The organism is Collimonas sp. GW821-FHT02H07, assembly GCF_059421505.1.
Map to the genome: position 1 here is coordinate 193,064 of NZ_JBWKVC010000012.1, position 22,894 is coordinate 215,957.

Annotated in this window: 15 protein-coding genes and 4 pseudogenes; 14 read left to right on the top strand and 5 right to left on the bottom strand. The window is 54.3% G+C overall.

From position 1 onward, the window contains the following. Positions 1-206: 206 nt before the first annotated feature. A complete protein-coding gene (locus AC07V8_RS18890) occupies positions 207-1,586 on the bottom strand; it encodes an aminotransferase-like domain-containing protein (protein ID WP_494680869.1) in 1,380 nt (459 codons plus the stop codon). A 305-nt stretch (positions 1,587-1,891) separates the two neighbouring features. Between AC07V8_RS18890 and AC07V8_RS18895 the strand changes: the two genes are divergently transcribed. From AC07V8_RS18895 to AC07V8_RS18945, 11 genes are all read left to right on the top strand, one after another. Next, entirely contained in the window at positions 1,892-3,277 is a 1,386-nt protein-coding gene (locus AC07V8_RS18895) for a hydroxymethylglutaryl-CoA reductase, degradative (RefSeq protein WP_494680870.1), read from the top strand. A 41-nt stretch (positions 3,278-3,318) separates the two neighbouring features. Continuing rightward, positions 3,319-4,557, top strand: a complete 1,239-nt coding sequence (locus tag AC07V8_RS18900) for a CaiB/BaiF CoA transferase family protein (protein WP_494680871.1) — start codon at positions 3,319-3,321, stop codon at positions 4,555-4,557. Continuing rightward, the gene (locus tag AC07V8_RS18905; RefSeq protein WP_494680872.1) at positions 4,557-5,321 is read left to right on the top strand and encodes an enoyl-CoA hydratase/isomerase family protein; all 765 of its coding nucleotides are present in this window, start codon (positions 4,557-4,559) and stop codon (positions 5,319-5,321) included. Before AC07V8_RS18900 ends, AC07V8_RS18905 begins: the two co-directional genes overlap by 1 nt. 26 nt (positions 5,322-5,347) lie before the next feature. Next, positions 5,348-6,376: an ABC transporter permease gene (locus AC07V8_RS18910; protein ID WP_494680873.1), complete on the top strand. Its 1,029-nt coding sequence runs from the start codon at positions 5,348-5,350 to the stop codon at positions 6,374-6,376. 75 nt (positions 6,377-6,451) lie between these two features. Continuing rightward, the gene (locus AC07V8_RS18915) at positions 6,452-7,429 is read left to right on the top strand and encodes a sugar ABC transporter substrate-binding protein (protein WP_494680874.1); all 978 of its coding nucleotides are present in this window, start codon (positions 6,452-6,454) and stop codon (positions 7,427-7,429) included. A gap of 53 nt (positions 7,430-7,482) precedes the next feature. Then, positions 7,483-9,603, top strand: coding sequence for an ABC transporter permease (locus AC07V8_RS18920; protein WP_494680875.1), 2,121 nt, complete (start codon positions 7,483-7,485; stop codon positions 9,601-9,603). An 80-nt stretch (positions 9,604-9,683) separates the two neighbouring features. Continuing rightward, positions 9,684-10,712, top strand: a complete 1,029-nt coding sequence (locus AC07V8_RS18925; RefSeq protein WP_494680876.1) for an SMP-30/gluconolactonase/LRE family protein — start codon at positions 9,684-9,686, stop codon at positions 10,710-10,712. Beyond that, positions 10,709-12,208, top strand: coding sequence for a sugar ABC transporter ATP-binding protein (locus AC07V8_RS18930; RefSeq protein ID WP_494680877.1), 1,500 nt, complete (start codon positions 10,709-10,711; stop codon positions 12,206-12,208). Before AC07V8_RS18925 ends, AC07V8_RS18930 begins: the two co-directional genes overlap by 4 nt. A 179-nt stretch (positions 12,209-12,387) precedes the next feature. Then, positions 12,388-13,185, top strand: coding sequence for a hypothetical protein (locus AC07V8_RS18935; protein WP_494680878.1), 798 nt, complete (start codon positions 12,388-12,390; stop codon positions 13,183-13,185). Between the two features lie 60 nt (positions 13,186-13,245). After that, complete coding sequence (locus AC07V8_RS18940) at positions 13,246-14,118, top strand: hydroxymethylglutaryl-CoA lyase (protein ID WP_494680879.1); 873 nt, start codon at positions 13,246-13,248, stop codon at positions 14,116-14,118. Positions 14,119-14,202: 84 nt separating this feature from the next. Beyond that, positions 14,203-14,580: a carboxymuconolactone decarboxylase family protein gene (locus tag AC07V8_RS18945; protein ID WP_494680880.1), complete on the top strand. Its 378-nt coding sequence runs from the start codon at positions 14,203-14,205 to the stop codon at positions 14,578-14,580. A 15-nt stretch (positions 14,581-14,595) separates the two neighbouring features. Here the strand turns inward: AC07V8_RS18945 and AC07V8_RS18950 are convergent. Together AC07V8_RS18950 and AC07V8_RS18955 are read right to left on the bottom strand one after the other, a co-directional pair. After that, positions 14,596-14,766 (bottom strand): annotated as a pseudogene (locus AC07V8_RS18950) (response regulator); the annotation flags it as partial. Between the two features lie 341 nt (positions 14,767-15,107). Continuing rightward, a pseudogene (locus AC07V8_RS18955) lies at positions 15,108-15,919 on the bottom strand (IS3 family transposase); the annotation flags it as partial. Between the two features lie 615 nt (positions 15,920-16,534). Here AC07V8_RS18955 and AC07V8_RS18960 point away from each other — a divergent pair. After that, entirely contained in the window at positions 16,535-18,235 is a 1,701-nt protein-coding gene (locus tag AC07V8_RS18960) for a hypothetical protein (protein ID WP_494721483.1), read from the top strand. A gap of 141 nt (positions 18,236-18,376) precedes the next feature. Further along, positions 18,377-20,458: a hypothetical protein gene (locus tag AC07V8_RS18965; protein ID WP_494681183.1), complete on the top strand. Its 2,082-nt coding sequence runs from the start codon at positions 18,377-18,379 to the stop codon at positions 20,456-20,458. 77 nt (positions 20,459-20,535) lie between these two features. On the opposite strand, the pseudogene AC07V8_RS18970 reads toward AC07V8_RS18965, so the two are convergent. Beyond that, a pseudogene (locus AC07V8_RS18970) lies at positions 20,536-21,056 on the bottom strand (IS6 family transposase); the annotation flags it as partial. 104 nt (positions 21,057-21,160) lie between these two features. Continuing rightward, a pseudogene (locus AC07V8_RS18975) lies at positions 21,161-21,933 on the bottom strand (IS5 family transposase); the annotation flags it as partial. Between the two features lie 407 nt (positions 21,934-22,340). On the opposite strand from AC07V8_RS18975, the gene AC07V8_RS18980 reads away from it, so the two are divergent. After that, positions 22,341-22,894 (top strand): TolC family protein (locus AC07V8_RS18980; protein WP_494681179.1); only part of this gene is annotated, 554 nt, incomplete at its 3' end.

Consider the following 22,894-nt stretch of genomic DNA (forward strand, 5'->3'; position numbering starts at 1 on the left):
CCCTTGATGGCCGCTTTCTGGATTGATGCCGAATGCGTACAATCGGCCAAATCCTGACGATGGAGCTTTCGCTCCGAAGAAGGCATTCGCACCCACTCAAGTGATACTATCCGTTGCTTAAAGGATATTTTTCACCCTAATTCAAGTGAGCCCTTACAAAATTATGACACCTGAGATAAATGAGCTGTTAAAAAAAATCTCCACAGCTAAGGGGATTGCAATGCCGTGAGAAAGCGCGGATCGTTCACATAGCCCACGTTGTAGCGAGACCACGCGATCGCCTGTTGAGTGTCTAGGTAGAACACTGCACCGGGAGCCAGCGCAATGTTTTTCGTTAGCATTTCCTTCGCCAGTTTCATTGAATCGGGAGCGAAGGGCAGGGCCGCCCAGAGGTAGAGCGTCTGTTGCGGCGCATAAAATATCTCGGCACCAATTTCGGTGAAGAGCTTAACCGCACCATGTGTCGATTTTTCGAGATGCTCCTTCATGCGCGCGATGTGGCGCGAAAATTGGCGGTCACGTAATACGGCATCGAGCGTGCGTTCACAGTATTCCGAACTGGTCACCTGTATTAACATTTTAATGTCCGCCAAAGTATCCGCCAGATCTCGATGGCAGGCAATAAAGCCGACGCGCAGCGCTGCCGCCACTGATTTCGTAAAGCTGCCAATGTAGATGGTGCGGTTCAGTTGGTCGAGCGTCGCAATGCGCGACAGGGTAGAGGGCTTGAGATCGGCGAGCGGGTCGTTCTCAACGATAAGGACATCATATTTTTCGGCTAACTGCAGAATGCGATGGGCCTTTGCCGGTGTGGTGTCGGATCCGGTCGGGTTCTGCCCCACGGACTGGGTAAAGAATATTCTCGATTTGGAGGTCCGCAGCAGAGCTTCCAGTGCCACGACATCCGGTCCGTCGGCCGCGCGTGGCACACCGATCAGAGTCGCGCCATGCAATTGCAGCTTGCCATACAGCGGATAGTAGCCAGGCTCGTCCACTAGCACTGGATCGCCCGGGCGAATCAGGCAGCGGATGATTAGATCCATTGCATGGTTAGCGCCGTTGGTGAGCACGATCTGGCTTGGATGGGCATCAATCCCGATGCTGCCTAGCTTGCGCTCCAGAAGCTGACGCAGAGACTTGTAGCCAAAGCGATCGCCATATTGGAACATCATGCCCAGACCGCCTCTCAATACTTGCTGGTGAAACTTGTCGATTCGGTTTTCCTTCAGCCACTCGCTAGGCGGTATGCCGTGACCGATGGGCAGATGATTAGGGTCGTTGTTGGTCTGCTCGCGCATCAGCCAAACAGTGTCCATGGCTCGCTCCAGCGAGCTCGGTTCAATGTCGCTGGCAGGGCTACGTTTGCTCTCGGTAACGTAGTAGCCGGCACCTCTTCGCGGTTCCGCCTCGCCGGACGCAACCAGTCGTTCGAAGGCATCAACAACTGTGTTCTTGGAATGGCCGTGCGTTCTGACCAGCTCCCGGATTGATGGCAGTTTTTCACCCGGCCGAAAAGCACCATCCGCTATTTGGCGTCGCAACGATTCAGCCATAGTCTCAGCGATTGTTTTTTGTTTCGTAACCAAATGCTCCTCCCGTCTCCCGGCTCTTGATCTGCGTGAACGGAGTATCCGCACTGCGCGCTTAACACTTACTTTATGGACACGATGTCGCTTATTTTTAGGCTGTAATAGGAACAATTCGAACTGTACCTTTTCCATCCTACAACACGGATCCGTTGATGTCCATCAGGCCAGTCTGGCAAGCCGCGCGTGCCGGGTACACTTGTGACGATTTTGCTTTCGCCATCGCTGAAATTCTCTATGAAACAGCGTTGCAATCGACCTTGAAAAACTGTCGTCGGACAGCTGGGTGACTGTCTGGCAAAACTGTGCCTTTTTCTACGGGTGCAGCGGGCTTATATTGGAAGCTCAATAGAACTTTCAGAACGGCATCGCAAAAACGCCGACAGAAAAAAAGGAGACGCAGCATGACAATCGATTCCCGTTTACCCAATTTCCGTTCAATGAGCGTACCTGAGCGGCTGGCGGAGCTGGTTGCTAAGGCGCAACTCACGCAAGCCGAAGCCACCTTATTGTCGGAGGCGGGTGGCCTGCCGTCCGAGACTGCGAACGGCATGATTGAGAACGTGGTCGGCAAGTTCGAACTCCCGTTCGCGCTGGCCGGGTACTTCCAGCTGAATGGCCGGGATGTACTGGTACCGATGGTGGTGGAGGAACCCTCTGTCGTTGCGGCCGCGTCCTATATGGCCAAGCTGGTCCGCGAGTGTGGCGGTTTCCAGACTTCCAGCTCCGGCCCGCTGATGCGGGCGCAAGTGCAGCTGATCGACGTCACAGATCCGCTGGGCGCGCGCCACGCCATCCTGCAGCAACGTCAGCAGATCATCGACATCGCCAACAGCCGTGACAAGGTACTGATCGGGCTGGGCGGTGGCTGCCGCGACATCGAGGTCCACGTATTTCCCGACACCCCACGCGGGCCGATGGTGGTAACCCATCTGATAGTGGACGTGTGCGACGCGATGGGTGCCAACACGGTCAATACCATGGCTGAGGCTGTGGCGGGACACATTGAGCAGGTTACCGGCGGAAAGGTCCGGTTGCGGATTCTGTCTAATCTGGCCGACCTGCGCCTAGCGCGCGCGAGTGTCCGCATTCCGGCTTCGGTCTTAACCACCCGCGACTACGATGGTGCGGATGTGGTCGAGCGCATCATTGATGCGTACACCTTTGCAGCCGTCGATCCTTACCGCGCTGCGACCCATAACAAGGGCATCATGAACGGTGTAGATCCCGTGATTGTCGCCACGGGCAACGATTGGCGAGCAGTCGAAGCGGGTGCGCACGCTTATGCATGCCGCAACGGCCGCTATACCTCGCTCACTTGCTGGGAGAAAGGCAATAACGGCGACCTCGTCGGAACCATCGAGATGCCGATGCCGGTCGGGTTGGTCGGTGGTGCGACCAAGACTCATCCGCTCGCCCGTCTCGCGCTGAAGATACTCAATGTTCAGACTGCCCAGGAACTGGGCGAGGTTGCGGCAGCCGTGGGACTGGCGCAAAACATGGGGGCGTTACGTGCCTTGGCGACCGAGGGCATCCAGCGCGGGCACATGGCCCTGCACGCGCGCAATATCGCGCTGTCAGTCGGCGCTCAAGGCGCGGAAATGGACTGGGTTGTACAGCAGATGGTTTCGGCCAAAGATGTGTGCACCGATTTTGCCGTTCAGCTTTTGGCGCAGCGGCGCGCCGGATAGGGCATTTGCGCCGATTCTAGCCCTCATTACAGGAACATCCCATGTCATTCAAAGAAATACCAGCAGCGGCGGTATCGCTCCCGGCGGGAGCGCTGGCTGGCATCACCGTCCTAGACTTGACGCGTGTCGTGGCCGGCCCGTATTGCTCGATGTTGTTTGCGGACGCTGGCGCCATGGTCATCAAGATCGAGCACCCAAGCGACGCTGACTATGTGCGCAACTTTCCCCCTATACGCGAGATAGACGGCGAACAGCGCAGCGGCTTTTTCGCGCAGTACAACCGCAACAAACTGGGCGTGAGTCTGAATCTCAAAGACTTTGACGGCAAGCAGGCTTTCCTGGACATGGTGTCGAAGGCGGATGTGGTCATCGAAAATTTCCGTCCCGGTACGATGGAAAAACTGGACCTTGGCTTCGCCGTGCTCACCAAACACAATCCGAAGATTGTGTTAACCGCGATCAGCGGCTTCGGCCAGTTCGGCCCGAACTCATCACGGCCGGCCTACGACAATAGCGCGCAGGCCAGCGGTGGCTTGTGGTCGATGAACGGCCCGCCCGATACGCCGACGCGTGTCGGGACCATTATCGGCGACCTGGCCGCGTCCCTATACGCCGCTTTCGGTACGATGGTGGCATTGCGCGCGGCGGCCACTTCCGGCAATGGTCAAGTAGTTGACGTGTCACAGCAGGACTCAGTGCTGTCGCTGACGGAAACTGCAGTGGTGAACTACACGCAGACGGGGGAGATCGCGGTTCCACTGGGTGACGATCATCCGTTTGTGCGGCCTTACGGACGCTATCGTTGCCAGGACGGGTATGTATTCTTTGGCGCCTACACCGACAAGTTCTGGCGCGAAGCCTGTATCGTGTTCGGCGAGCCAGAGCTCGGACAGGATCCGCAGATCGATACCATGGAAAAGCGCTTCCGCGAGGACGTGTACGAAGAGCGTGTGCGTCCGATCGTGGAGCGCTGGTGCGCAGGCCGCACTAAGGCGCAGCTCGAGCAGTTGGCGAGCGACCGTTTCCCGATGTCACCGATCAACAATATCGCCGAGGTCGTCCGTGATCCGCATTTGGCGGCGCGGAAAATGGTCGTTCCGGTCGAGTACGGCGGCGTACAATTCGAGGTGTTCGGTTCACCGGTGAAACTGTCGGCAACACCAGGCGTGACAGGTGGCGTGGTGCCGCTGCTGGGCCAGCACAATGAAGAGATATATCTCGGATGGCTCGGCATGGCCCGCGAGCACTACGAATATCTGCGTGCGAAGGGAGCGATCTGATGAGCAATATAGCCTATGAGGCGAGCGACGGAATCGCCCTGATTCGCTTTGATCGTCCGGAAAAACTGAACGCCCTGACGCTGGCCATGTACGACGACCTGGGCGCTGCGTTCTTGCGTGCCGGCGCCGACGTTGCGGTCCGCGTCATTGTGCTCACCGGCAGGGGTGAGCGTGCCTTTTGCGTGGGGGCCGACCTGAATGAGTCGATTCCTGTCCTGGCCGAAGGCCGTTTCGATATCTCGCACTGGGACGGAGCCCACTTAAAGAACAGTAAGATCTACAAGCCCATCATATGTGCGGTCAACGGCCTGTGCATGGGGGGGGGATTTGAAATCATGCTGGCGAGCGATATTCGCATCGCCGCCGACGACGCCTCATTTGCACTACCCGAGCCGTCGATTGGCGTTGTCCCGGCAGGCGGGACCCTGGTCCGCCTCATCCGGCAGATTCCTTATGCGCATGCGATGGAGCTGTTGCTCACTGGCGACCGCTTCGGCGCCGCGCGGCTTGCCCAAATGGGCGTGATCAACCACGTGGTGCCGCGTGAGCGGCTGATGGCAACGGCGTTCGAGTTCGCCAATCGGATCAAACGACTCAGCCCGACGGCACTGGCAGTGATCAAGGAATCAGTTGCCGCGCTGCCGGATTTGCCGCTGGCACAGGCATTCGCTGCCGAGGCAATCCTAGGCCAGCGTGCGTTTCGCAGCGCTGATGCCAAAAAGGGACTGGCGGCGTTTGCTGCCGGCGGCAAGGCAGTTTTTTAATGGCGCGTAGCCACATCGAGAACAAAATGACTACAAAGCAAAACACAACGCCGCATGGCGGCCAACCCTGGAAATTTCGCCTGCCCGGCAAGGAATTTTTCACGCAGGAGCGCATCGTACTATCGCTTGCGCTCGCACTGTTCGCCACTTTCAGCATCTTTCTGAATGGTTTTGCCACCCATGACAACCTGTTTTCGCTAGTGCGCAGTGTGTCTGTGCTCGGCATCCTCGGGCTCGCCATGGCGCTGGTCGTCATTGGACGCGGGATCGACCTGTCACTCGTGGCGACCATGGCCATCTCGGTAGCCTGGACGCTGGCGCTGATGGCCAGCGGAAAGACGGTGGGGGTCGCCTTGGCGATGGGCCTGGCCTTCGCGCTGGGGGTCGGCATTCTGAACGGTATCCTGATCGCCTACGCGGAGATTCCGGCGCTGTTTTCCACCCTGGCGATGGGCACGCTGATCTACGGATTCGGCCGCCTTAACCTCATTCCTCTCGACGTTGTGTATGTGCCTGACAACGTCGGCTGGTTCACCTTGATTGGGCAAGGCGAAGTGGCTGGGATTCCGATGCCGGTGATTTTGTTTGCCATGCTATCGGCCGGCATGGCCCTGTTCCTGCGCTACACCCGGATCGGCCGCTACGTGTACGCGATTGGCGACAATTACCAGACCGCGCGCATTACCGGCATCGGCACCCGCCCCATGGCGATCTTACAGTACACCCTGGCTTCCTTCATCGGCTTTCTGGCGGGTGTTATCACCGCCGCGTCGGTTGCCAGCATGAATACGCGGATCGTGAACTCCACCTTGATTTACGACGTAATCCTGGTGGTGGTGCTCGGTGGCATAGGTCTGAGCGGAGGCAAGGGCGGGGTGCGCAACGTGATCGTCGGTACCCTGCTGATAGGGATACTACTCAATGGCATGACGATCCTTGACGTCCAATACACCGTGCAAAACGTCATCAAGAGCACCATTCTGTTAATCGCTCTGGTCTTCGACAGCCTGTTGAACCCGCGCGACGAACAGACCGCACAGCAGGGAGATATCTAGTCGCATTCACACAGCCTCAATTGTTGCCAAAAATAATTAACCGCGCCAAAAAGGCGCTCATTCAAGGAGACTTACATGAAACGATTCACCTCTGTAGTGGCCCTTACCGTGGCTGCCACCTGCTGCGCACAGGCGGCTCCGAACACCGATCCCTATAAGGGTAAAACCGTGGCCTTTGTCCCGACGTCGCTCGGATATGATCTCACTGATGGCTGGAATGCGATGATCCGTAAGGAACTCGAGCCGCTAGGTATCAAGTTTATTGTCCGCGATCCGAGCTGGAGTACCGATGCTGGCGCACAGGCGATTACCTCGCTGATATCAGAAAAGCCTGATGTGTTGCTGGTGCAAAATCCTGACATTCAATCCTACGACCGACTGCTCAAACGCGCTGAAGACAGCGGCATTCCGGTGGTGCAAGTTAATATGCGCTCCATCCATTCTACCACCGCCTTTGTCGGTGCTGATTGGATCGGCATTGGTGCGGCGATGGCGAATGCGGTGGTGGCTAAGTGCGGTAAGCCTGCTGGCAAGTCGGGCAAGATTAGCATCGTGCAAGGCGTGCTGACCTCAGCCGCCAGTGCTTTTCAAATGCAAGGCGTCCGAAAAGTTCTGGCTCTGCATCCCGAAATTTCGGTCGTGTCTAACCAGACGGCGGACTGGGATGCATCGAAGGCGCGCGGGATTACCGATACCACGCTCAAGCAGCACCCCGATCTGTGCGGTGTAATCGGTTTCTGGGACGGCCAGGATACCGGGACGGGCGCCGCGATCCGTGAGGCGAAGAAACAGGACCAGGTCTATCTGGTAACTAATGGCGGCGCCGCTAGTACCGGCTGTGCCAATGTGGCCAACGGCACGTTCAGTGCATACATGACCTACAACGTCAAGGAGCAGTCGGAGGAGATCGTCAAGATCGTCAAGGATATCCTGGCCAACGGCAAAAAGTCGGGCGATGGCGATATCTCGAAGGTCACGCCAATTCACGTTCTTACTAAAGCTACCCTGCGCGAAGATTCGTGTTGGGATCTTGCTAATTATAAAAAGAAATGATTCGAGCGCCGAACCGCTGCTGCGATTCGGCGTGCGACAAGGAGACACGTATCATGCTGTTACAAGACACTTTGGCGAAGTGGCGGAACAAGTACATCCCAGATCATATTGCGGGGGAAATTCTGTCGAAAAACTGGGTCGATAACACGGTCCCATTCCTCGCCTTGGTCGCGACGATCTGGATACTTGGGTCGCTCATTCCCAATTTTTTTAGCATCGGGAACATGTCCGATACTACTCGCCAACTCGGCGAATTCATGTTCATCGTTTTCGCGATGATGATTGTGATGTTCGCTGGCGGTATCGACCTAAGCGTAGGTTCAAATTTTGCGCTCGGGAACTTCGTCGCCTTGCTGATGATGAACCTGCTGGGGATGCCGGCCTGGGCCATCATTCCTACTGTGATTGCTGTTTGCGCTCTGGTGGGGCTGGTCAACGGCGTGTTGATTGGCTATCTGCGGCTACGCGCATTCCTGACTACCCTGGTGACACTGATTATCGTGCGCGCCGTGGTCGACATGCTACTGCTGAAGTACGCGGTCGATATTTCGATGGTGACGCCAGATTCACGGATGTGGGATTTCATCGGTTCCGGTTCCGTATTCGGCCTTCCGGTCAGTTTTTTTGTGGCTCTCGTGTTCGCCATCGGCGCCCATCTTTTCCTGAGCCGGACCCGTCCTGGCTGGCACATCATGGCGATCGGCGGCTCGCGCAAGTCGGCCTACAACGTCGGCATTCCGGTGCGGCGCGTCATTTGCCTGACCTACGTTGGTTCAGGAGCATTGTGCGGCGTGGCCGGCGCCATGTACGCAGCGCGCCTGAGCAGTGCCGGTTCCGATGCCGGGTTGGCGCTGGAGGTCATGGCGCTGACGGCAGCCGTAGTCGGTGGTAACAGCTTAGGTGGCGGCCGAGGTTCGATCACTAAGGCGCTGATGGGAGCTATCGTCGTCCTGTGCGTTACCAATGGACTCATCCGGCTTGGCTTCCAGAGTGGCGCTGGTTCGTTTGCATTGGGTGGCATCTTGCTTCTGGCGATCGCCATTGATGTGCGTTGGCTGAAGAATCGCCACAAACTGCTGGCTAAGCTATATGTGTCTCCAGCGTTCCTCGACTTGCCGCCTTGCCCGTCAACCGCGCAGGGTTCGAACTCCCCGTACGCGGTCAACGACAAGCTCAGAGATGTCGAGCTCATCGGCCTAGGGCAGGTGGAGGGGCCGGAAGACGTCATCTTCGACCGGCACGGCAACCTCTACACGGGCACACGCCACGGTGACATCGTGCGTTTCATGGGGCCTGGTCATGAGAAGGCAGAAGTATTCGCTCACGTCGGCGGTCACCCTCTGGGACTGGCGTTCGACCGGCACGACAACTTGATCGTTTGCATCGCCGGCATGGGCCTGTACCAAGTCAGCTCGGAGCGCACGGTCACCAAGCTGACCGACGAGACCAATCGCACGCCGTGGTCGATCATCGACGACTCGCGCCTCAAGCTTGCGGACGATCTCGACATCGCCCCAGATGGCAGAATATTTTTCAGCGAAGCGACGATCCGCTACGAGATGTCGAACTGGGCGTACGATGCACTCGAGAGCCGTGGCAACGGGCGCATCATCTGTTTCGATCCGAACACTGGCAAGACCCGAACGGTGATTCGCAACCTTATTTTTCCGAACGGCATTTGCATGTCGCACGACGGTCAATCGTTCTTCTTCGCCGAAACGTGGGCTTGCCGCATCAGTCGTTACTGGTTCGATGGACCGAAGGCCGGCACTGTCGAGTGCGTGATCGGGGACTTGCCTGGCTATCCCGACAACATTAACCGCGCTTCCGATGGTTCGTATTGGCTTGCCCTGGTTGGCATGCGAACCCCGTCATTGGACTTGTCGCTGAAAATGCCCGGCTTCAGGCGTCGTATGGCACGACGGGTCTCGCCTCAGGAGTTGCTCTTCCCAAATATCAATACCGGCTGCGTGGTCAAGTTCAACGAACAGGGTACTGTACTCGAATCACTCTGGGACTTGGGGGGCGAGAACCACCCGATGATCACCTCGATGCGCGAGCACCATGGCTACCTTTACCTGGGTGGGTTGTTGAACAACCGGATTGGTAAATATCGGGTTGCCGGCGTCGATCCAACTTGGTCCGGACATACAAGTTACTGGGAGGAAAAATAATGGTATCTCTAATACAGAGAGTCGTACACGGAGTCGATTCGATATTGGGACGCGGCGAAGCGGCGGTCACGGTACCTCCAATGGACGGCGCATTGCAACCGAATCAGGAGCTAGAAAGTGCGCGGCAACTGCTCGCGATTAGCGCGCCCGACAACGTTGTGCATGTGGATGCAGGAGTGCTGTTCTCGAGCGGAGCGCAAGTAAGTTTGCTGAATCCGCGCACTGGAGCAGCAACTGAGTTGCGGAGCTTCGATACCCCGGTGAGCGCGTTGGCCGCGCTGCCTGGCGGCGCATGGGCGGCCGGCTTGACAAATGGCGAAATCAGGATCGTTGGCGGAGCCCATGATGGGCGGGTGATTACCCATGCGGCTGAATATCGTTGTCATTGCCCTACCGCGCTGCTGGCCGCACCTGGCGGCACCTTGCTGGTAGCGGAAGGCTCCCAGGTGAACCGGCCTCAGCACTGGAAGCGTGACTTGATGGGCAAGGGGGCGAGCGGCTCGGTCTGGCGATTGGACATGGCCAGCGGAACGGCGACCTGTCTCGGTGCACAGCTGGCGTATCCTAACGGCTTAGCCCATTCCGCCGATGGCGCGGTGGTGGTCAGCGAAAGCTGGCGCCATCGCCTGCTCAAACTGGCACCTGGTGGCGCGCCGGTTGTGGCGCTGGGTGATTTGCCGGGCTATCCGGCTCGACTGGCGGCGGCCGCGGACGGAGGCTACTGGCTTGCCGTGTTCGCCCCACGTAGCCAGCTGATTGAGTTTGTGCTGCGTGAAGATCAGTTCCGCACGCGCATGATGTCTGAAATCGCGGACAAGCACTGGGTCGCGCCGGCACTTTCGAGCGGGGGGGACTTCCGCGAGCCGCTGCAGGGTGGAGCGATCAAGTCGATGGGCATCCTCAAGCCATGGGCACCGGCGCGCTCGTATGGCTTGCTGGTCAAGCTCGATGCAGAATTATTCCCTACCGACAGCTTGCACAGCAGGGCAGACGGTCGTCGCCACGGGATCACGAGCGTGGCCGAGGTCGATGGTCAACTAATTATTTCCAGCAACGGAGGCGATGCGATTCTGCTGGCACCCTCCACCTGGCTGACGAGGCAGGCATGAAAACGCTGATTGAAGTGCGTAATATCACCAAGGAATATCGCGGTATACCTGCAATTAGGAACGTCAATTTCGATATACGCGAAGGAGAAGTTCATGCGCTGCTTGGGGAAAACGGCGCTGGCAAGTCAACCTTGACTAAAATGATCGCGGGCGCGGTTCAGCCGTCGGCGGGTCAGGTACTGTTGGATGGGAAACCTATCGCGTTCGATACCCCGCACGCGGCACTCCACAACGGCATTGCGATGGTGTTCCAGGAAACGAGCCTGGTCCCCACTCTCACGGTCGCGCAAAACCTGTACCTCGGCGACGAGCCGTTTTTCAACCGCTTGCGAGGACTCTACATTTCCGCGCAACAATTCCTGCAACAGCTTAATTTCAACGTCGATCCTACCAAGCTGGTGTCGTCGTTGGGCGCAGCACAGCGCCAGATGGTGGAGATTGCGCGAGCCGTGCAGCACAATGCGCGGGTTATCATTTTTGACGAGCCTACTGCCACCCTTACACCGGAGGAAAAGCACCATTTCTTCGGCTTGGTCGAACGCCTAAAGCTGAGCGGCGTATCGATCGTTTTCATTTCGCACGCTCTGGAAGAAGCGCTAGCGATCTCCGACCGCATTACGGTCTTGCGCGACGGTGAGCATGTCCTGACCGAGAACACTCGCAATATGGATCGAGACAAGATCATCAAGGCGATGGTTGGGCGCGTTCTGTCGGACGAGCTTTACGGCAAGGACAATGCACTTCGTCAGCGCCGGCCGCGAGGACCCAAGCTGCTCAGCGTGCAAAACCTGTCGATGGGCAGCGTCGTCAAGAACAATGCTTTTTCACTCTACGCCGGCCAGATAACCGGTGTCTTCGGCCTCATCGGGTCGGGCCGTACAGAGACCGCGAAAATCATCGCCGGCGTGGTGAAGCGGGATTTTCTGCACGGCGGCGAAATTTTACTCGACGGCAAGTCCGTGCGCTACCGCACGCCGCAGTCGGCAGTGCGCGACGGCATCATGTACGTGACCGAAGATCGCAAGCTTGAAGGTTTTTTTGAAACCATGTCCATCTCTGAAAACATCTTTATGGGGAAGCTCGCGTCCGCCGACTGTAAGAGCTCCTTCGTTAGTTACAACGAGATGGCAGAAATCGCGGCCTCGTGGCAAAAGGCGCTGAACATCCGTACCATCAGCGGCGACGCCCATGTGATCGAGCTATCTGGCGGAAACCAGCAAAAGGTCGTAATCGCCAAATCGCTTGTGCAAAAACCACGGCTCATCATTTTCGATGAACCTACGCGTGGGGTGGACGTTGGCGCCATCGCTGAAATCCATCAGCTGATCCACCAACTGGCGGACGAGGGCCTCGCTGTGATGGTTATTTCCTCCTATCTCCCGGAGATCCTCAGTCTGTCCGACCGTATCCTCGTTACACGCCAAGGGCGTGTCGTCGAAGAGTTCACGCCAGATGAGGCAATGGAGGAAAAGATCATGTACGCGGCCGTCCATTAATTTCTACAACGCTCGGTAACTAGGCGCTTGGCGCCGCGGTGGCAGGGACTGCATCCCTGCCCAGGGGAAACTCGCGCTCTTTTTTTATTTCACAAGAAAGAGATGCCGCTCACGGCAGCGGCGGCATCGTTATCCGCCCATCAGGGAAGTTGCCACAATATTGACAAAAGGAGACATCCATGTTTCAACAAATACACCGTCGCGTTGCAAGCAAAGCAGTGGGAGCATTGCTTGCAACCTGCGCCGTCGTTGGCGCCGCCAGCGTGAAGGCAGAGGACTATTCATCCACGAACGTACAATTGTTCGCTACCAATGGGGCGAAGGCGGATATATTCAACGGGACTGGGACGACCGATGAAAAACTGACCGTCTTTCGCGCAGAGCACTACGGCACGTGGGCGTATGGGGACAATTACATTGCGCTCGACCTGTTCAACGGAAAGAACGTAGGCGGACAGGCCGCAGGATCTTTCGGCACCAACACCAGCAATCAGATGTATTTTGTCTATCAGCCAAGGATAAGCATCTCGAAAACGACGGGCTTGCAACTAAGTAATGGATTCGTAAAGGATGTGTACGCAACATACCGTCGAGAGCAGGCAAGTTACGGTAACTTCAATTCGAATAACTACGGCATCTCCTTTGATCTCGCAGTACCTGGAACTGCTTTTTTTGAACAAGATTTTATGGTGCGCAGTACTAGTGTAGACAAAGGTTCGAAATGGCTCACGCGCACAGTGTGGCTGGCACCGTTCAATGTCGGTAGTGTCAATTTTCACTTCGATGGGCTGCTGCTCATCAAATCGACTACCAATTTCGGGACCAATGTGTTTGCCCAACCTGACTTGCTGGTCGACGTGCTACCGAAAGGACGAGTGCAGGTCGGGCTGAGACTCGAGTATGCGCGCTATAAGAATCTGGGTGGTGGTACGTACAGCCGTACGACACCGTACCTAATGGCTAAGCTCGCCTTCTAGAGTAAGCAGCTGCTGAGCGGATTCCGTTTGGCAGCTGCTCGCACATTTTGGGAGTTGTGTATGCATGCAATAAAGACAGTCAAGGTTGTGGAAGTCGGACCGCGCGATGGTTTGCAAAACGAGAAAAAACACGTTTCAACCGCGGTCAAGGTTGAACTTATCAGTATGTTGGTCGACGCGGGACTGCGGAACATTGAAGCAGCCGCATTCGTGTCTCCGGTCTGGGTGCCACAGATGGCAGATGGGGCAGAGGTGATGCAGGCGGTGCCCCGCATGCCAGGTCTGATCTATAGCGCGCTGACGCCGAACTTGCGCGGGTTCGAGGCAGCCTTGGCAGCGGGTTGCGAAGTTGTGGCCGTATTTGCCTCCGCTTCTGAAACATTCTCACAAAAGAATATCAACTGCAGCATCGCCGATAGCATAGCGCGTTTCAAACCTGTCCTTGAGGCGGCGCGCAGCTCAGGGATTTTGGTGAGGGGTTATGTTTCATGCATGGTTCATTGTCCATTCGAAGGCGCCATCGAACCATCCAATGCCGCTCGCATCGCGGACATGCTGTACCAGTTAGGTTGCTATGAGATATCGCTGGGCGATACCACAGGAGCTGGAACACCGGCGGCCACAAGTGCAGCGGTGGAGGCGTGCGCTCGTCGCGTACCGCTCAGCCAGCTGGCCGGTCACTATCACGACACTTTTGACATGGCGATCGCGAATATCCGTGCCTCACTTGACATTGGAATGAACATCTTCGACAGCTCCGTCGGCGGATTGGGAGGGTGTCCATATTCGCCAGGATCCTCCGGCAATGTTGCCACTGAAAGTCTGATCCATTTGCTCGATAGCTTGGCGATCAAGTCCGGAGTGGACTACGAAAGGGCTGCAGCCGCTGGGCGTTTCATCCGTTCGCAATTGGATGAGGCTCGCACTCCCTAGGATGATCGCCTACCACCGACCTCGCGCACACCATGTGTGGCGCTCTGTGCGATCAAACAAGATTGGCGTGAGAAGGAAAAATGGATGGACAACCAGTTTGATGAAGGCCTCAGGGTACGAAAAGAAGTAATGGGTACGGCATTCGTTGATGCGGCGTTTGCTAAAGCCGACGACTTTACGCTTCCACTGCAGGAATTCATCACGCGGAATGCGTGGGGAACAGTGTGGTGCCGCGATGGGCTGGACCTGAAAATTCGCAGCTTCATCACACTGGGCGTTCTGACCGCCTTGGGCCGCATGCACGAGATAGAGGGACATGTACGTGGCGCTATCAATAATGGCGCAACGGTTATTGAAATACGCGAGGTACTTTTGCACACCAGCGTCTACTGCGGGGTAGCATTTGCGGCAGACGCATTTCGCGCGGCACAACGGGTACTCGATGAGACGTCGCTTGATTGATAACCGCCCACACCTCAGCAAAAAAGGCTTGACCAGGTAATCGTCGGCGCCACTATCAAGGCAAAGCAGGCGATCGCTAAGCGCGTCGCGCGCACTCAGGATAATTACCGGTAAGCTGCTTTTTTCACGGCGTAAGCGTGTCAACACGTTCAGGCCGTCGCCGTCCGGCAAACCGAGATCGAGCGGCACTTGGTCGCAGGTGTCGGATTCTATAGACGTCGTCTTCTGTGAACTTGGATAGCATTGCCAACAGGGCGAATGCATTGTCAACAACACTAAGGCCATTAGCAGATGCGTCTGGTGCCGCCGCCACAAAGGCTCGACGATCGGAGTTACTACGATAGGCGGCGCCAATAATAACGGTAGAGTACAGACACGCTGCACCAACGGCACCGCGATTCGAAATGTGACGGCGGCAACCTGCACCACTGTCAATGGTGTGGATGCTACTGGCTCCGGTCTCTGCGCACAGGCCACCAAGGCCGGTGCAACAGCGATTGGATCGAACGCACAAGCTACTGACACAAGTCGCAACGGATCGCATTTGGTTTGCCTCGCCACTCAATGATCCGATCCAAGCAACGGATGACCCGTTCCGACGGTGGCGAGAAATCGACGTCAATACCAAGTCCTTCACGGTTGTAGTCGTCGATTACGTTGAACAGGCGAATGCTGCGGCCGTCGGCGAGCTGGTCATGTATGAAGTCCATCGGCCAGGTTTCGTTGATCTGCGCGGGAACAGCCAGCGGCAGCGGCTTCTCCCGCACTAGGCGGTGACGCGGTTTTATCCGCAGGTTCAGTTCAAGTGCGCGATATATTCTGTAGACGCGTTTGTGGTTCCATTTGAAACCCTTCACGTTGCGTAAATACCGGAAACACAGGCCGAAGCCCCAATTGCGCTGGTTACTCGTCAACCGCACCAGCCAGTCGGCAACAACGTCGTTTTCCGCATCGAGCTTGGCGCGATAGCGATAGCAGGTTTGGCTGATGCCAAATGCCTGGCACGCCAATTCAATGGTGGCTGAACGCTTGGCTACAGCCCACTGCGCCATCTCTCGCCGTTGAGATGGCGCTACCATTTTTTTGTGAGAGCCTCGGCGACGATCTCGGCCTTGAGCCGTTCTTCGGCATACATCTTCTTCAGGCGCCGGTTTTCGTCTTCCAGTTCTTTCATGCGGGCCATCAGCGACGCATCCATACCACCGAACTTTGAACGCCATTTGTAAAACGTGGCATTGCTGATGCCGTGTTCACGGCACAGCTCCGGGACGGGCGAGCCACCCTCGGCTTGCTTGAGGATGGCGATGATGTGGCTGTCGGTAAAACGGGAAGTCTTCATGCAGAACTTTCAAAAATCTCAAGCCGGACACCGATGTGCTCGGCCGCATAGCGGGCCAAACGCATCGCCGATGTCATCATCTACAACAAATCAAGACTTGGTCGACAACGCTGGGCATCAAAAATCTGTTCAATCGTCGTCTCTATAGCGACTTTGCCACATCTACGGTGAGCATCGAACCAGTTCGTACGCTGCTGCTGACCAACACTTTCGAGTTCTGACCGAGGCAGATATTTTCTATAGATCGGAAAATACCGCCACTGTAATCGCAGCATGAAAAAATAATTTGTAACAGACCGTCACTTTCTTCATCTCGTTGCACATACAGAGCAGATAGGCCCGATAAATTCATTTGACAGCGGAGGTGAACTGGTCAGCGTGCTGAATACGAATGGCCCGCATGAATCGCAAGATTTCGGTTGGCGATTACATTTCTGATTTGCAAGTCAGCGTTGAGATCAAAATATTCAAGAGATCAGCGCTCCTCCAAGGGATCGTTGGATACACCGAAAAAGAATTTCATTGGGAGTTGGATTGACGTTGTTTTGAGTTCGAACAATTCAATAATTCGTGGCATACAACAATATCTTACGAATTAACCTGAGGCAGATTTCTATGAATAAACGCATTTATAAGAAATGTAAGGCAATAGCATTTCTAGCATGTATATCTATTTCATTTGGTTTCATACTTCAAGGGTGCGGCGACGGTCAATCATCTTCAGTTCAGACGCCCCCTTCAAGTCGCGCTAAAACGAGCGCAAGTGTTCGGGTTTCCAAGCCGCAATTAGCACCTATCGCCAATTACTCTGGTTTTTTCCGGTCAAAAGAAGAACTGGATTTTGGTCCGCCAGTGCCGCAAACAGATGAGCTGGGTATTGTTATATTGGGCGCTTACCATCAAGCTGCCAAGAAACCGACTACCACGGTAGCAGAATGGACAAACCATTACTTTACCCAGGATTTTGCTCAAGGAGTGTTTAATCAAATCAGCAGGGGTAGGACGAAAATTAAAATCAAATATGTTGAGGAGTGGCGGCCATACGCCATTCCGGATGGGATTGGCGGCAAGGAAAAAGCCGACGCTCAAAAATGTTTTGGTGCGGCTAGTTTTAACACAGCACCGTTTGATTATCAGCTGAGCAAATCCCTTAAGGATCTCAATTTCAACGCCGTCACCGATAGGATCGTTGTGTTGGTTGATTGTAGTGACGGAACAAATCTAGCGGATCCGCCGGTAGCGTTAACGGCGACCAGCCGGGTGTCCGATGACGCGAAAGTAAAATTTAATGGCGCATATTCGGTGATAACCAACGGCCAAGAGTTTGTGCCGGGCATCATATTTATGGCGGCCTCCGACCCTGTTCCTCCTCAGAATGCCCCTTATGCATTATCAGACGCAATGTATATGAGATATGCCCAGCTGCCTGGCGACCATCCCGCACGCAATATCTGGTATGAGAAGGGATACGATGATTGTAAACAAATGTCCTTACCAGCCATCCATAAAGACTATTTTCAACCAATTTATGTTCAAAATTTCATAGTGAATGGAGTAAGGACCCCACAATATATTACTAAGCAAATTTGCGCTTCCATTATATTCCACGAGCTGGCTCATACCTTTGGGTTTCGAACAACTACAGATCATACTGGCGGAAGTGGATACGTACGGGCATTTGATGTCTCAGGCAATCTACCTGTGTTGACGTATGACATGCCCGACAACACGGGGTTTCAGCGTGGAAATCATCCATTTGATGCCGTCGGTTCTTCTAGTGACGATCGCTATACTTATGGTTGGACGGCCGGCACACGGTTCGGTGCGGGTTTCATTTCTGAAGAACAGGGCGATATTACCCGCCTTAAGGCTCCCGCAGGAAGCAGCCCCAAAAAACAAACGGTCAGGCTGACTTCCAGCTTTGCACCGTCAATCCCCGGCTACCAAGCTGTGGCTATTGAGTTGCCGAATAGTAAAAACAAAATTGAATTATGGATTTCCTATTACAACTCCAAAGATATAGATGGGAAAGACTATGAGATTTTTCGCACGAATTATCCCAAACGGCAAGCATTGGTTTTTGAGTTAATGAAGATGCAGGATGTCAAAGGTCAAGGGGTTATTTTCATTCCGCCGAATCCACCTGATCTGACTAATGCGAGAGATATAGCTTTGAGGAAAACAAAAAATCCTAATTTTGATTTATTGACTAATGAAACCCTGGGCGCTGGTGAGAGCGCTTCATTATTAGGGATAAAAATTAATAATGTTCAGCCAACGGGAGATACCGTCACCTTCGATGTTGAATACCCTTGATGGATGTCTGAGAATGATAAGCTACATCACACCCGGGGCGTTGTCGAGTGGCAGAATCTGACCCCGCACACAGAATTCTTGACAGGTCCAAAACCGAGGGACGCTCAGGAGCGCCGTACACCAGATTGGACTATATCTCTTATGCAAAAACCACAGGTACTGAACTTTAGATTTTTCGCCAGTCTTTTCTTGCTGTGCGCAACACTCCAAGGCTGTGGTGATGGAGGAAGCGTTGACACTACTGACAACACTGTTTCGGTTACCCCGGTTACCCCGGTTACCCCGGTTACCCCGGTTACCCTGGTTACCCTGGTTACCCCTATGCCCGCAGTCAGTGCAATGTTCAATGATGGCGGTGTTGGGATCACCAATCCATCGTTGACGCCATCAATTGTTGCCACAGTAAATTTAGCGAGTGACGTACAACTTGGTTACAGTGTGCGACTCACGTTCCCAAATAGCAGTGCACAACCGATCACCCAACGCCTAAGTCTAGGTGACATTGCATCTAAGCAAATTCTCATCCCCATTCCTCAAACGCAGTTGCCCAGCAACGGAAATTTCCTCATTGTTAATGCCAACATACTGAACTCTAACCAATTACAAAGCACACCGGTGAACGCCTCAACGATGGTGTATGCCGGCGCTTTGTCCAATACAGTTTCAGCTTACGCCACCAACACCAGTGCCACTAGGAAGACCTCCTACAACGGCTTAACAGGTATTGACTACTTAGGGGAATTTCTAGCCAGACCAGACACAGCAAATTTTATAGTGATCGGCGTTTACAATAGCCTAGGCAGCGTGCCAACACCTTCAGTTACAAACTGGGCAAACTACGCTATCAATAGCCCTTTAATGCAGGGATATTTCCAGCAGGTCACCAGAGGTCGTATGAAATACCAGGTGAAATATATAGAGGAATGGAGGGGTTACGCGGTTCCTGCTGGGCCACAAAAGGCAGCCTCAGATCAGCAAAAATGCATAGATCCATTCGACATTAATCTCAATATTTTGTTAAGTAAATCTCTCAGCGATTTAAATTACAATGTTATAAATGACAGAATAATAATTCTGTCACAGCCTTGTGACACAACCGACATTGGCAATCCCGTAAGAATTTATGACCCAGCAAATCCGGACAAATATATGCCAAAAATAAATGGGGTGCCTACTACTGGCACGTTTTTGGGTCAAGCCATGACTGCGGGTGAAATATTCTTCGGTTCTACACTTTCTGCCGTTGACCCCACGATTTTGGCGGCTTACCAATCCCTTCCAACAACACATGTAGCTAGAAACCCATTGTTCGAATCGGGTTACGGATGTCCGGTTAGCTTGCACCTTCCAAAATCTCATGTGAATTATTTCACACCAATTTTCATTCAGAATACGAATGCTTCTGGTACAGATGGAACCACTATGTATCCGGTAGCTGATTATGTACTGAAACCATTATGCTTTGAGGCGCTATTTTTTCATGAATTGACACACACTTATGGCAATAGATTCTCCTATCCTGGACATACGGCAGGGATCAGTTATGACCCGCGGTTAGCAAGCTCAACAGACCCCACTATTTTGCTAAATCTAGCGGATTTAAGTGGCCCCCCTCCAGGTTTCAACTGGGCTCCTAATGGCACGAGAACCTCCAACCCTTTTGATGGCGTCGGCTCTACTGGTTCCACTTTTTATCATCCTGGCTTGGGCATAGGGTCGCGTTTTAGCGCCGGTTTTATTTCCGAAGAATACGGCGACATTCTGCGCGTCAAAGTTCCTGCCCCTGGTTCTACAACGCCGAAGACACAAACCGTGACATTAACTTCGATGTTCACCCCCTTGAAGCCAGGTTATCAAGTAGCCGCATTAGAATTGCCTAATGGGGGCAATAAAGTTGAAATATGGGTTGACTATTACAATTCAAAAGACATAAATGGCGCAGATTATGAAATATTAAGAACTGATTACCCAAAGCGACAATTTCTCACTTTTGAAGCAATAATATTATCGAATCCTGCAAGGATAATGCCGCTTTTTGTGCAGCCATTACCAGACGACACAAATAATGTAAGAGATAACAATCTCAGAAAAATTAACACGGAATCTGATTTATTCTCAAATGACACACTTGGAGCAGGCGAAAGCGCAAATTTCTTCGGCATGAAGATTAGCAACGTCGTTCCCAATGGGGATACCGTCACTTTTACTGTGACTTACCCCTGAGGGAGTAGCGTAGAATGATATGGGGCTCTGTCGCAGTAAGAAATTCCGCCTGGACGAATTTCCGCTTGGGAAATAAATCAGGCGGCCATGGCATAGAATTGTTGGGCAGCGGACGTGGTTGTACCTTGCTGGGAACATTGCCCCTTGGCGATCATATGCATCATTTCGATGCCACCCAAAAGGATAGCCGCACAGCGAAAGTTCTTGAAGCCAAGCATCGGATCGACAATGCGTTTGACGGCTCGGTGGTCTTGTTCAACGATGTTGTTAAGATATTTCTTTTTTCGGATGATAATAGGCGTTTCCCGCTCGGCATTGATATCGTGCAGTGCGGCCAGATTAGAGGCGCTACCGTCGATGGTGACTTTCTCGGGAAGCCCATTTTGATCGATGGCTTTTTCGAAGAAACACCGTGCCGCAGCGGTATCGCGCTGGGCGCGGAGCAGAAAATCGATGGTCTTGCCTTGCTTGTCGATGGTGCGATATAAGTACTTCCATTGGCCGCGAATCTTGATGTAGGTTTCGTCCATACCCAGCTCTTGCCTACTGGGCGCTTGTATCGACGAAAAATCTTTTGCAACGCAGGCAGCAGTTTGACTTCATTCAGGGCAAACTCCCTCCATTGCCTGGCGAACGCTGCCACCCTGTCGTAAGATCCATTGACGTTCGCCGAGCAGTTTTGAAACAGCGCATTTTTGTTTAGACCAAGCTGCGCCGGTGGTAACCGCTCCATTTCTTCCAGATGGCGCGTCCGAGCAGCCGGCTTGTCCGCAGTATCTGGTTCCGCAAATCGGCACCAAGGCGCGTCTCTTTTCACGGTTTGGCATTTTTCCTGGTCGGGATAATGGCCTGCGCATGGCCTCGTGGCAGGCTTTCGCGTCATAGGCACTATCGGTACCGACGCTGGCGATGCTCTTGTTAAACGGCTTCTGTTCAAACAATTCGGGCAGCGTTGGCGCATCGCCGATGCTGTTGTCCGTGACCTCAATGGCTCGTATTTTCAGCGTTGCAGTGTTTAGTCCCAAGTGCACCTTGCGCCACTGGCGCCGGTAGTCAGCACCGTGTTTCTTGGTTTTCCATTCGCCTTCGCCCAACATCTTGATGCCGGTGCTGTCTACCAGCAAGTGCAAGCCGGCCGTACTTGGCCTGGCTTTGATCGTCACACTCAGGCGCTTTTGTCGGCAGCTCACAGTGCTGAAGTCTCGCACCTGCCAGTCCAATCCTGCCAACTTTAGCAGACTTTGCGCCATCCCCATAGCTTACCGCAGCGCCAGATTGAACAGGCATTTGATCATCAGGCAGAACTGAATGGCGGCATCGCTGAACTTCGGCCTGCGGCCCCGCTTGCCATTCGCGCTGTCGTGCCAGTGCATCTCTTTGTCCGGTCAGAGCAGCAACGAGCCACTTGACTCCACCGTGGCGTTGTACTCTTTCCAATTCGTCGTTCGGTATCTCGCGGAAGCAGGTTTGGTCATGCCGCCGGCTTATCTGATGGAGCTTGCGAGCGGTAGGTGGACTGATTTATGCAACAAAACCCCACTGGCAAGTCTTAGGGCAATGGGGCGGAGGGCATCCAGGCGGCCGATACCGGATCAGTCGCAAATTCAGTGGGAACGCTCTTCGCTGATGGCGTCAGGTGACTGATCTATACGGTCTTGCCATTGCATGGTTTGAATCGACGCCAATTCATCCAACATATCCAATCTTACTCCTGAGCCCCGCCTTCATTGCCACCTCGTGTAAATATTGTCTCCACAAGCCAGATAATAGGCCGCGTAAGCCAGTGCCGCGCACGCAGTTGACAGGCATCATAGGGTCGAAAGTGTGATGCAACGATTGCTGTCGTGTTTCAAATTATTTCCCCAGCTGGCTACAAATTTCATTGTTGCTGGATGCCGTTTGCCTGTCTGATGTAAAAATTCCGGAGAGCGTCATGCGCAGTTCCCTCGTTACCTGGTTGATGGCTGCTGCTCTTATATCGACGCATGCGCACGCGGTCGACCTGCTGCAAACTTATCAGCAGGCACTTGGCAACGATCCGGTATATACGAGCGCGCGTTATGCACTCAGCGCCGGCAGCGAAGCCAGTGCCCAGGGGCGCGCAGCCTTGTTGCCCACCGTCGCTCTGGGGGGCACTTATAGCCGTGCCGGGGAGGCCTGGCATACCGTCACCAACAACTACAGCCTGCAGCTTACTTTGCCGCTTTTTCGGCCGGCCTATTGGCAGCAATATCAAGCAAGTAAATTGTCGGTCGCCGCCAGTGAAGTCAAATTTGCCCAGGCTCAGCAGGATTTAATGTTGCGTGTCAGCCAGGCGTATTTCGATATATTGGCGGCCCAAGACGTGTTGGCGTTTTTGCAGGCGCAGAAAAGCGCCATCACCGAGCAACTGGCCTCGGCCAATCGCAATTTTGAAGTCGGCACGTCAACCGTCAC

What these genes read in the sequence shown, in the direction of transcription:
- AC07V8_RS18900 (WP_494680871.1), top strand. Translation starts at nt 3,319, where the DNA reads ATGTCATTCAAAGAAATACCAGCAGCGGCGGTATCGCTCCCGGCGGGA.
- AC07V8_RS18905 (WP_494680872.1), top strand. Translation starts at nt 4,557, where the DNA reads ATGAGCAATATAGCCTATGAGGCGAGCGACGGAATCGCCCTGATTCGC.
- AC07V8_RS18910 (WP_494680873.1), top strand. Translation starts at nt 5,348, where the DNA reads ATGACTACAAAGCAAAACACAACGCCGCATGGCGGCCAACCCTGGAAA.
- AC07V8_RS18915 (WP_494680874.1), top strand. Translation starts at nt 6,452, where the DNA reads ATGAAACGATTCACCTCTGTAGTGGCCCTTACCGTGGCTGCCACCTGC.
- AC07V8_RS18920 (WP_494680875.1), top strand. Translation starts at nt 7,483, where the DNA reads ATGCTGTTACAAGACACTTTGGCGAAGTGGCGGAACAAGTACATCCCA.
- AC07V8_RS18925 (WP_494680876.1), top strand. Translation starts at nt 9,684, where the DNA reads ATGGACGGCGCATTGCAACCGAATCAGGAGCTAGAAAGTGCGCGGCAA.
- AC07V8_RS18930 (WP_494680877.1), top strand. Translation starts at nt 10,709, where the DNA reads ATGAAAACGCTGATTGAAGTGCGTAATATCACCAAGGAATATCGCGGT.
- AC07V8_RS18935 (WP_494680878.1), top strand. Translation starts at nt 12,388, where the DNA reads ATGTTTCAACAAATACACCGTCGCGTTGCAAGCAAAGCAGTGGGAGCA.
- AC07V8_RS18940 (WP_494680879.1), top strand. Translation starts at nt 13,246, where the DNA reads ATGCATGCAATAAAGACAGTCAAGGTTGTGGAAGTCGGACCGCGCGAT.
- AC07V8_RS18945 (WP_494680880.1), top strand. Translation starts at nt 14,203, where the DNA reads ATGGACAACCAGTTTGATGAAGGCCTCAGGGTACGAAAAGAAGTAATG.
- AC07V8_RS18960 (WP_494721483.1), top strand. Translation starts at nt 16,535, where the DNA reads ATGAATAAACGCATTTATAAGAAATGTAAGGCAATAGCATTTCTAGCA.
- AC07V8_RS18965 (WP_494681183.1), top strand. Translation starts at nt 18,377, where the DNA reads ATGCAAAAACCACAGGTACTGAACTTTAGATTTTTCGCCAGTCTTTTC.